At 62.6% G+C, this 9,449-nt stretch carries 10 protein-coding genes and 1 tRNA gene; 3 read left to right on the top strand and 8 right to left on the bottom strand.

Annotated features, from left to right (window positions below):
• Positions 1–1,475 (bottom strand): toprim domain-containing protein (locus B4920_RS24600; RefSeq protein WP_139379623.1); only part of this gene is annotated, 1,475 nt, incomplete at its 3' end.
• Between the two features lie 38 nt (positions 1,476–1,513).
• Here B4920_RS24600 and B4920_RS29615 point away from each other — a divergent pair.
• Positions 1,514–1,678, top strand: a complete 165-nt coding sequence (locus B4920_RS29615) for a hypothetical protein (RefSeq protein WP_161493384.1) — start codon at positions 1,514–1,516, stop codon at positions 1,676–1,678.
• Between the two features lie 140 nt (positions 1,679–1,818).
• Here the strand turns inward: B4920_RS29615 and B4920_RS24590 are convergent, their stop codons facing one another.
• From B4920_RS24590 to B4920_RS24580, 4 genes are all read right to left on the bottom strand, one after another.
• Positions 1,819–2,079: an AlpA family transcriptional regulator gene (locus tag B4920_RS24590; RefSeq protein ID WP_079437392.1), complete on the bottom strand. Its 261-nt coding sequence runs from the start codon at positions 2,077–2,079 to the stop codon at positions 1,819–1,821.
• A gap of 117 nt (positions 2,080–2,196) precedes the next feature.
• Positions 2,197–2,748 carry a hypothetical protein gene (locus B4920_RS29050; RefSeq protein WP_139379622.1) on the bottom strand — a complete coding sequence of 184 codons (552 nt, stop codon included), beginning with the start codon at positions 2,746–2,748 and terminating at the stop codon, positions 2,197–2,199.
• Positions 2,745–3,968, bottom strand: coding sequence for an integrase arm-type DNA-binding domain-containing protein (locus B4920_RS24585; protein ID WP_079437391.1), 1,224 nt, complete (start codon positions 3,966–3,968; stop codon positions 2,745–2,747). Before B4920_RS24585 ends, B4920_RS29050 begins: the two co-directional genes overlap by 4 nt.
• Positions 3,969–4,131: 163 nt before the next feature.
• A tRNA-Leu gene (locus B4920_RS24580) sits at positions 4,132–4,216 on the bottom strand.
• 193 nt (positions 4,217–4,409) lie between these two features.
• Here B4920_RS24580 and B4920_RS24575 point away from each other — a divergent pair.
• Both B4920_RS24575 and B4920_RS30635 read left to right on the top strand, forming a co-directional pair.
• The gene (locus tag B4920_RS24575) at positions 4,410–4,964 is read left to right on the top strand and encodes a flavodoxin (RefSeq protein WP_079437390.1); all 555 of its coding nucleotides are present in this window, start codon (positions 4,410–4,412) and stop codon (positions 4,962–4,964) included.
• 530 nt (positions 4,965–5,494) lie between these two features.
• Positions 5,495–6,454, top strand: coding sequence for a methyl-accepting chemotaxis protein (locus B4920_RS30635; RefSeq protein WP_079437389.1), 960 nt, complete (start codon positions 5,495–5,497; stop codon positions 6,452–6,454).
• A 15-nt stretch (positions 6,455–6,469) separates the two neighbouring features.
• Here B4920_RS30635 and B4920_RS24565 read toward each other — a convergent pair whose 3' ends face one another.
• Genes B4920_RS24565 through B4920_RS24555 form a run of 3 tightly spaced genes read right to left on the bottom strand, consistent with a single transcriptional unit; the run spans position 6,470 to position 9,082 of the window.
• Complete coding sequence (locus B4920_RS24565; RefSeq protein WP_216820017.1) at positions 6,470–7,237, bottom strand: ABC transporter permease; 768 nt, start codon at positions 7,235–7,237, stop codon at positions 6,470–6,472.
• A 10-nt stretch (positions 7,238–7,247) separates the two neighbouring features.
• The gene (locus tag B4920_RS24560) at positions 7,248–8,027 is read right to left on the bottom strand and encodes an ABC transporter ATP-binding protein (RefSeq protein WP_079437387.1); all 780 of its coding nucleotides are present in this window, start codon (positions 8,025–8,027) and stop codon (positions 7,248–7,250) included.
• Positions 8,028–8,041: 14 nt separating this feature from the next.
• Entirely contained in the window at positions 8,042–9,082 is a 1,041-nt protein-coding gene (locus tag B4920_RS24555; RefSeq protein ID WP_079437396.1) for an ABC transporter substrate-binding protein, read from the bottom strand.
• Positions 9,083–9,449: the final 367 nt, after the last annotated feature.

The raw sequence follows: 9,449 nt of genomic DNA, 5'->3' as shown, positions 1-9,449 counted from the left end.
TCGTGATCCTGGAACGTCGCCAGACGGCACCAGCCTTCGCCCTTGGAATCGCGCACCAGGTGCGTGATCTCCAGCGGAGCACAGACGAACTGCTCGACCTGTTCCCAGCCTTCGCCACGCCGCTCCACCTTCAGGCGATAGACGCCGCGGCCTTCGTTGCCGTCACGTAGTTCGAACAGCTCGCCGCCTTGTGCAGGCGTCTGCACGGCACCGGCTTTGCCCTTGCCTTTGGTCCGGTGGCGCTTTTCGGGCTTGGCGACGTCATCTGCTGGTGGCACCGGAGCTGTCTCCGGGGCGCTGGCGACGCTTTCCACATCGGGGGCAGGCGTGGGCACATCGACAGGGGCATCATCGCCCTGTAGGGCCGGCAGGGCTGCCGCCGCCGCTTCGAGGATACGACGCACGGCGGCCGGGCCTTCGCCTTCGTGGGTACTGGTCGCCAAGTCGTTGAAGTCGGTCGGGGCTTTGCCAGATTCCTGGTAACCCGCCCAACGTCCTTCCGGGTCGGCAAACTCGGGGAGAGCGACAACACCGCCGACTGCACGGGCCGCCTCATGCGCCCGGATCTGGCCGGCGTTGCGGCATTTGTGAGGCTTTCCGCAGCTCGGACAGGTGTCACCATCGGCCACCCGAACCGGCGCCTCGCAGGCCTGGCAGTGGCTGAAGGCATCATTGTCAGCGCACAGGATGAAGCGGGCCTGCGGATAGGCCTCCTGCAGGGCGCGGGCAACGGGTTCCAGGCTGCCGGCGTCGAAGGCCACGGCAACCGGCCAGCCGGTTACCTGGTGCAGACTGGCCGCGGTAGCGTAGCCCTCGGCAATGCAAACGGGCTGATCGGGGAGGATCTCGCCGATCAGGTGGAACTTGCCGCGCTTCTCTCCGTGCGTGAGAAAAGCCTTATCAAGGCCGTCCATCTTGTCGGCATAGATCGCCTGCAGACTGTGCAGCGTGCCGGACGGGCTGCGCATCGGCACCAGCAGAGCGTTGGGAATGCGTACCTCGTCCCATACCTCCGGACGGACTTCCGACCACTTAGACCAGGTTCCGACACGCAGGCCATAGGACGGGATGCCCTTGCGGACCAGGTAGGGATGATCGTCCGGGGCCGGCTTGGCGCTGTTCCAGATCCCGTTTGCCTTCCGGCGGGCCTTGTCGCGCTTGGCCTTGGCTTCGGCTTCCCGTTCGGCGCGCTGGGCCTCCATGCGGGCGCGGTGGGTGGCCTCTTCCTCGGGCGTGAGCTGACGGCCGATATCGGCCCGCCAGTTTTCCCACTCAAGGCCATCCTTGAAGTTCTGGAAGCCACCGGCCGGGATGCCGTCCAGATGCAAGATCCATGCTCCGTCCTTCTTGCCGTTCGGACCACCGATCAGCTCACACCGATGCAGCTTGCCGTCGGCGTCGATACGATCCGGCAGGAGCAGGCCCCGGACGGCCGCAGCCCGGCGGAACTGGTCAAGGATGCTAGCGAGATCCATCTCTACACCTCGCAGCTGCCTGCATCCGGAGAAGCTGAATGCAAGCCAAGGGAAGCCATGAACCGCTGGAAGCTTGCGTCACGGGCGATCACACGTTCAGCCCGCACCAAGAGCCGGATTTTTCCGGACTTCATAAGGATGGCATCGCCGCGCATCGTGCATCGCGACTGCACGCCGTTTTTGGGCAGATCTTTTGGGAGTAGCAATCCGCTGCGGGTGAGAACTGCAGCCGGTTGGAGGTAGCTATATCGAGTCCCGCCAATCGGGTAATCCCAGATCACGCGGGGAAGAGGTGGAACCCGGTAAAAGGCGAAAGCGGTCGCAGCCGGCTTGTCCGCACTCATTACTTCCGGCCCCGATTGCGCATCTCAGCTTTGCCTGCGGTCCCTGCAGAGTCGCGTTCAGCGATACGGGCCGCGAGCCAAGCGTCTATTTCGGACTGAATCCAGCCGACCGACTTCGAACCAAGCTGAATAGGGGCTGGAAAGGTTCCGGCCTTGATGCCATCGTAAATAGTGGAGCAGCCCAAGCCGGTACGTGCTTCAACTTCACGGCGACGGAGGATGACAACCGGGGCGGGAGGTACTGCTTGTTGCGTGGCCATGTTTTCCAATCCTTTTTGGATCGTTCCGGAAACGCCCGGAACACATGGCCGCAATACTGTTAGCGTTACTGAGGGATGTAATCCCGCGATCTTCGTCGTTTTAGCGGGATGACCATGTCACTTAAAATTAATCCACATATTCTTAGCGGCGTAGTAATACTCCTCAGCGAGAGTTGCTCCTAGACCAAGCGGCTTTCCGACACGCTCGAAAAGAGCCTTGTCTATTGGGAGATCCGGCTCCTTGAGTCGCAACTCGGTTACTGCGTTGTGTACCGCTATTGAGTGAGTTCGCTTCTTTTTCAGTGCAGAAAGATGAATCCCTTTGGGATACGGCCTTCCAAAAGCAGAATCCCAACTGCCAACACGGCAATTCAACACATTGTCGTATCTTCGATTAAATGCATACGCCAACCACTCTGGGGCGACAAGGCCATTTGTTACGCATATACGAACTGCTCCAAGAACAGAAAAGCCATCCCCGTCATCAATACTCTTCTTGAGAGCTGTGATTCGTTTCGCGCCAAACCATTGAAAAATAGGTCCTTCAGGATCAGCGTCTTTATTTCCCAATGACACCCAATACCTTTGAGCCTCTTGGGCATCATCAATGGTCAACGACTCATCCCACGGATCAAACTTCAGTGAAAAGCCTTTGATAGCATTGTTCATGCGGCCCCCTTTGTTTGCAGATTCACCACATCTGCACCCACCTTCAGCCGATCCAAGTAGTCCGCCCACTGTTGCATCATCCCTCGACGTTCCTTGATGAACTTCGTCCGGTTGTATGCGCTCCCCAGCGCATCAGGCACACGGTGCGCCAACTGGTGCTCAATCACTTCCGGCTTGAAATGCAATTCCTCATGCAGGATCGTCCGGGCCATTGCCCTGAATCCGTGCCCGGTAATTTCGGTCTTGGTGTCATAACCCATGCGACGCAGTGCGGCATTTACCGCGGCGTCGCTCATAGGCTTCTTCGGGTCGCGGCCTGCAAAGACATGGACGCCGCGTCCAGTGAGCGGCTGCAGGTCACGGAGGATCAGCACGGCCTGCGACGGCAAGGGGACAAGGTGAGGCTGGCGCCCCTTCATCCGTCCTGCCGGAATATTCCACTCTCCTTTGTCGAGATCGAATTCGGCCCATTCGGCTTTGCGCAACTCACCAGGCCGCACGAACAGCAGCGGCGCCAGGAGCAAAGCTGACTTGACGACAAACGTGCCCTGGAAGCCATCAATTGCGCGGAGCAGTTCGCCAGCTTCTTTCGGGGTTGTGATGGCCGCGAAGTTCTCGCCCCTGGCCGGCGGAATCGCGCCGCGCAGATCCGGGCAGGGATCGCGTTCTGCTCGACCGGTAGCCACAGCGTAACGGAAGGCCTGGCTGATCTCGCTCTTGATCTTGTGGGCGGTGTAGCGGGCGCCGCGTTCATCCACCCGGCGCAGCACCGCCAACACCTCCGGCGGAGTGATTTCGGCCATCGGCCGGCCTCCTAGCCAGGGGAAGACGTTCTTCTCCAGGCGTGCCAGGGATTTCGTGTATTGGGCTGGCTCGACCGTTGTCCGCCATTTCTCCAGCCACTCACGGCAAATCACCTCGAACGAATTCAGGGCACGGGCTTCGGTGGCGGCCTTCTGGGCTTTCCGCTGCTCTCCAGGGTCGATCCCATCGGCGAGCAGCTTGCGGGCCTCGTCGCGCCGGTTACGCGCATCCTTTAAGCCAACGTCCGGATAGCTCCCCAAAGCCAGGAGCTTTTCCTTTCCGCCCACTCGGTACTTGAGCCTCCACAGCTTTGCGCCGGTTGGCTGCAACAGGAGGTACAGGCCCTTTTCGTCGGAGATCTTGCGGGGCTTGAGATCGGGCTTGAGTGCCTTGATCTGCGTATCGGTCAGCGGCATCGGGGGTATCCATCCTTGAGGACAGGCGAATACCCCCAACCATACCCCCATTAGAGGCCGGCTTACAATGGAATAATCCGGAACACTACGGACGCAAAAAAGGCCGGAACCCTTGATTTCTCTGGGCTTTCCGGCCTGATTCGGAATACTGCGGAACAGCTATTGGTGCCTTGGGCGAGACTCGAACTCGCACGTCTTTCGACACTACCCCCTCAAGATAGCGTGTCTACCAATTTCACCACCAAGGCATCCCTGCCTGACCCGGCTCCGTAGATACAACAACCCGGAGCTGGGGCGCAGAAGGGAGCGGATTATAGCCGAGACGGAGCGAAGGTCAACAAGAACGAGCGAGCGACATCACGCCCGCTCAGGCCACAAGGTATGAATTCTGCTTGAAGCCCGTGATCCCTCAATTGCGAGTCGCGTTCACGACAATCCATCATGAAAACCATCGGCATCTTTTTCGGTACGGAAACCGGCACTACCCGGCTCATCGCCAAGAAAATCCACAAGAAGCTCGGCGACGAGATCGCCAGCAAGCCCGTCAATGTGAACCGCATCGAGATGGCGGAAATGCTCCAGTACGACGTCCTGATCCTCGGCACGCCAAGCTACGGCGTCGGCGAGATTCCCGGCAAGAGCGCCGGTTGCCTGGAACCCAATTGGGAAGAGTTCCTGGCCAAAAGCGGCACGCCGGATTTCACCGGCAAGCGCATCGCCTTCTTCGGCTTGGGCGCCCAGGAACGCTACTCCGATCGCTTCGCCAGTTCGCTGCTGCGCCTTCATGAGGTGTTCAAGGGCTTCGGCGCGGAAATCGTCGGCGACTGGAGCACCGAGGGTTACACCTTCGCGCATTCCGCGGCGGTGCAGGACGGGCGCTTCGTCGGCCTGGTCATCGACGAGCGGACCCAGGGCATGTTCACCAACGAGCGCCTCGACGCCTGGCTGGCCCAGGTCAAGCCGCTGCTCCTCGAAAAACTCACGACCCCGGCCTGAAAACACCACCGGCTCGGCCTTTATTGCGGCATCGGCAGGCCAGCGCCGTGCCGATGCATCAAGTGATCAATCGATACCAATAACTTATTCATCGATTAGATCATTTGATCAATGCGTAATTCTCCGCCTGCCGTCCCTACTGCGGCAAGCAACGCCCCGCATGCCGCACATCCCGCGTCCGGCCTGGGCCAGGCGCCTTTTCCCGACATGCCCTCCCCGCACTGGCACCGTTCCTGCTCATAAAGCAGCGGATAGCGTGAAATTAACCAGATGCTCAATCGTCCCCAGCACAGGCCCCTTGTGGGCGGGAGTCCCGACGACCCGCTGGAGGCTGGCGAGCATCATTGCCGCACGTTGCCTGATGTTTGCGTCTGTCCCCGATTCAGCGTCCTCTCCCTCCCGTTTCTGACATCCGCTCGCGCGTCGATCGTCCAGAAAAGCTGAATCGGGATTCGACCCGCGGAAGCGGGTCTTTTTTTGTCCGGACCTCGACGACAAACCCATTCCTGCCTCGCGACAAGCTGCCTGCCATGCCGAACTCTCCCATCTTCGACAAGACCGCCCTTCTTTGCCTGTCTGCCGTCCTCCTCGCTACCGCTGCAGCCGTGTTGCCGAACAGTGTTGCGCAGACGGCCTGCGCCGCGACCGCCGCCCTGTGTGCCCTGGTGGCCGGCCTGGACCATCGCTCCGAAAAGTTGCGCACCCACCGGCAACTGCTGCCGCGCCTGCACGACGAACTGGCAGTCATGCAGAACGCCAACCAGGCCTTGCGCCACGATCTGGAGACGGCACACCAGGCCCTGACGGTGGCAGCGGCCACCACGGAAAACGATCCGCGCAGCCCCGCCCTCGCCGCATCCATCGCCGATGCCGCCCGCCTGGCCGCAGAGCTGGGCGTGTCGGTGGACCAGGCACTGGCCGATATGGCCAACGCCAATCGCCTCGCCGAAGCCAGCGGGGCGCGGGTGGCGGCCGGGCGGAATCACATGGGCAGCGCGAAGACGGACATCGAGCGGGCCGGCGAATGCCTCGCCAGGGTGCAGGCCGACCTGGACACCCTCGCCGTCCAGTCCGGCCAGATCCCGGCCATCGTCGCGCTGATCACCCAGATCTCGGACCAGACCAACCTGCTGGCCCTCAATGCGGCCATCGAAGCGGCGCGGGCCGGCGATGCGGGTCGCGGCTTCGCCGTGGTGGCCGACGAGGTGCGCAAACTGGCCGAGCAAGCCAAGGCCGCCAGCGACCGGATCGGCAGCATTGCCTCGGAACTGCAGCACACCTCGTCGCAGGCTTCGACGTCGGCACTCAACGCCAGCACGGCGGTCAGTGCCGGACGCAGCGCCACCGCCGACGCCGAGGCGGCGATGCAGGCGATCCAGGAAGGGGCTCGCGAACGCGTCGCGGTGGTCACGCAGATCACCGAGGAAATCCGCAACCACCGGGACATCGGCCAGTCGCTGATGGTGGCGCTCGCCCGGGCCGAGGCCTGAGCGGCGCCACCATCGTCACGCCGCGCCGTTCGGGTTGCGGTGGGCCCAGCTGGTCATGCGCTTCTCGACGAAGGCGAACAACTCGTACATCACAACGCCCATCACGCCGATGACGATCAGCCCGGCAAACACCAGCGGCATGTTCATCGACGAGCTGGCCGACATCATCAGGTAGCCGATGCCCAGGTTCGAAGCCACCGTCTCGGCGATCACCGAGCCGACGAAGGCCAGCGTGATCGCCACCTTCAGGGACGCGAAAAAGTAGGGCATGGCCCGCGGCAGGCCGACCTTGCCGAGGATGTCGAGACGCGAGGCGCCCAGCGAACGGAGCACGTCCTCCAGCTCGGGCTCCAGCGTGGCGAGGCCGGTCGCCACGTTGACCACCACCGGGAAGAAGGAGATCAAGAAGGCGGTGAGGATGGCCGGCACCGTGCCGATGCCGAACCACACCACCAGCACCGGCACGAAGGCCACCTTGGGGATCGAATTGAAGCCGACCAGCAGCGGATACATGGCCCGGTAGAGCAGCGGCGACGAGCCCACCGCCATGCCGATCAGGAGGCCCACCAGCACCGCGATGGCGAAGCCGGCCAGCGTGGTGAGGAAGGTCTGGGTGGCGTGCATCATGATCGGCGCGAACTGCTCGACGCCCACATGCCATACTGCGCTGGGTGCCGGCAGCAGGAATTCGGGCACGTCGAAACCGACGCAGATCAGCTCCCACAGCAGGAACATGCCGGCCACCACCAGCCACGGGGCGGCCTTGACGAGATTGGGTTTCATGGCAGGCCTTTCAGGATGCGCGCACGCGGCCGATGTGCTCGCGCAGTTCATGGACGTAGCCGGCGAAGGCATCGGTGTAGGTCACGTCCAGGTCACGCGGGCGCGGCAGCTCGATCTCCCGGCGCACCAGCACGCGGCCCGGCCGCTTGCTCATCACGTAGACGGTGTCGGCGAGGAAGACCGCCTCGCGCAGGTCGTGGGTGACGAGGATCACCGTGAAGGGCTGCAGCTGCCACAGGTCGCGCAACATGCACCACAGCTCTTCGCGGGTGAAGGCATCCAGCGCACCGAAGGGCTCGTCGAGCATCAGCAGGCGCGGCTGGTGGATCAGCGCGCGGCAGATCGACGCCCGCTGCTGCATGCCGCCGGACAGCTCCCACGGGAACTTGTCCTCGAAGCCGGCCAGGCCGACCTTGGCGAGCAACTGGCGCGCCTCGGCCTCGTAGCGCCGGCGCTCCTTCTTCAGCGTGGAGCGGTAGGGCTCGACGATTTCCAGCGGCAGCATCACGTTGTCGAGGGTCGTGCGCCAAGGCAGCAGGTTGGCGTTCTGGAAGGCCATGCCGACGATCTTCAGCGGCCCGCCGACCTGGCGGCCGTCCACATAGACATAGCCGCCGGACGGCATACGCAGACCGGAGATGAGCTTCATGAGGGTGGATTTGCCGCAGCCGGACGGGCCGACCACGGCGACGAACTCGCCTTCGCGGACGTCCAGGCTGACATCCTCGATGGCCAGCGCGCCCCCCGGCGCGTAGGCGAGATCGACGTTCTCGAATTTGACGAAGGACATGGGTGTTTTCAGGCTTACAGGCTGCGCTCGGCCCTGGAGGGCAGGAAGGCGGCGTTGAACAGCTCGGCAGCCGACGGCACCTTAGGCAGCGCGTAGGCTTCGGCGGTCTCCGCCATCGAGCGCTTGAGGCGGTCCGGCGTCACTGCGCCAAGGCCGATCTGCTTCACTTCCGGCGTAACGATGCTCGACTCGATGGCCAGCTTGAGGCGGCGCGTCTCGAGGCCCGCGTCGATCAGCGGATCGCGCTCCTTCACCGCCGGAACCGCCGCTTCAGGCTTGGCGATGGTTTCCTTCAGCGCCTTGTTGAAGGCGCGCAGGAAGCCCTCGATGGCCTTGGGTTTCTCGGCGATCAGCTTGGGGCTGGCGATGATCGCGTTGCCATACAGCTCGACGCCGTGCTCCGGGTAGCGCAGCGCGACGATGTCGGCCGGCTTCACGCCGCGGGCTTCCAGGTTGAGCAGGCTGGTGAAGTAAAAGCCGGTGATGCCGTCCACGTCGCCGCGGGCCAGCAGCGTCTCGCGGATCGCCGGATCGACCGACTGCCACTTCACGGCGTCCACGCCCAGCTTGTTGGACTTGGCGAAGGCCGGCCAGGCCTTGCGGCCGGCGTCGAAGATCGGCGCGGCGAGGGTCTTGCCGGCCAGATCAGCGGGCTTGGTGATGCCGCTCTTCTTCAGCGCGAACACCGCCGCCGGCGTGGCGTTATAGACCATGTACACCGCCTGGATCTTGGAGCCCGGCGTCTTGGCGTCGTATTCCACCAGCGCATTGAAGTCGGCAAAGCCCATCTCGTAGGCCCCGGTCGCCACGCGGGTCACCGCGCCGGCTGAGCCGTTGCCCGCGTCGATGGTGACGTCCAGCCCTTCGGCGGCGAAGTAGCCTTTGCTCTTGGCGAGCAGGAAGGGCGCGGCCGGTCCTTCGAAGCGCCAGTCGAGGGTGAACTTGATCTTCACGGGCTCGTCGGCAAGCGCAGACACGGGCAGCAAAGGAGCGGTAAGGGCAGCAAACCCGGCGGACAGAAGCAGGCGGCGGGATGCGCGGAAACGGTGCAGCATGGGCAGAAACTCCGGAAATGAATGGGTATGAACGTCGAGCGGTGCGTCCTGCCCCATTTCCGCAATCTCCGTGCCAGTTTTTAAGTAATTGATTTAATTATATTTAAATCATGAAACCGAAATTCATGCGGCTTCAGCCCGGGATCTCGCAGAAAAGCCGCCAGAATACGCCCCCGCATGGTGCAAAACGCTATTCCGCGCACCCGCAGGGTGCATTCCAAAAACATATAAACGACAACAAAGATTCTTTATTTTCAAATGGATATACACCATCGACTATATCCTTTCGGTGATGATGGATATCGCCATGCCCATAGCGGGCTCCTGCTAGATTCGGCTCCAAGGCGTCACCGTGCCTAGCCACGCG

It is taken from the genome of Zoogloea sp. LCSB751 (assembly GCF_002028455.1).
GTDB lineage: Bacteria > Pseudomonadota > Gammaproteobacteria > Burkholderiales > Rhodocyclaceae > Zoogloea.
The sequence above is the reverse complement of the archived record's forward strand: the minus strand, read 5'-3'. Positions and strand labels throughout refer to the sequence as shown.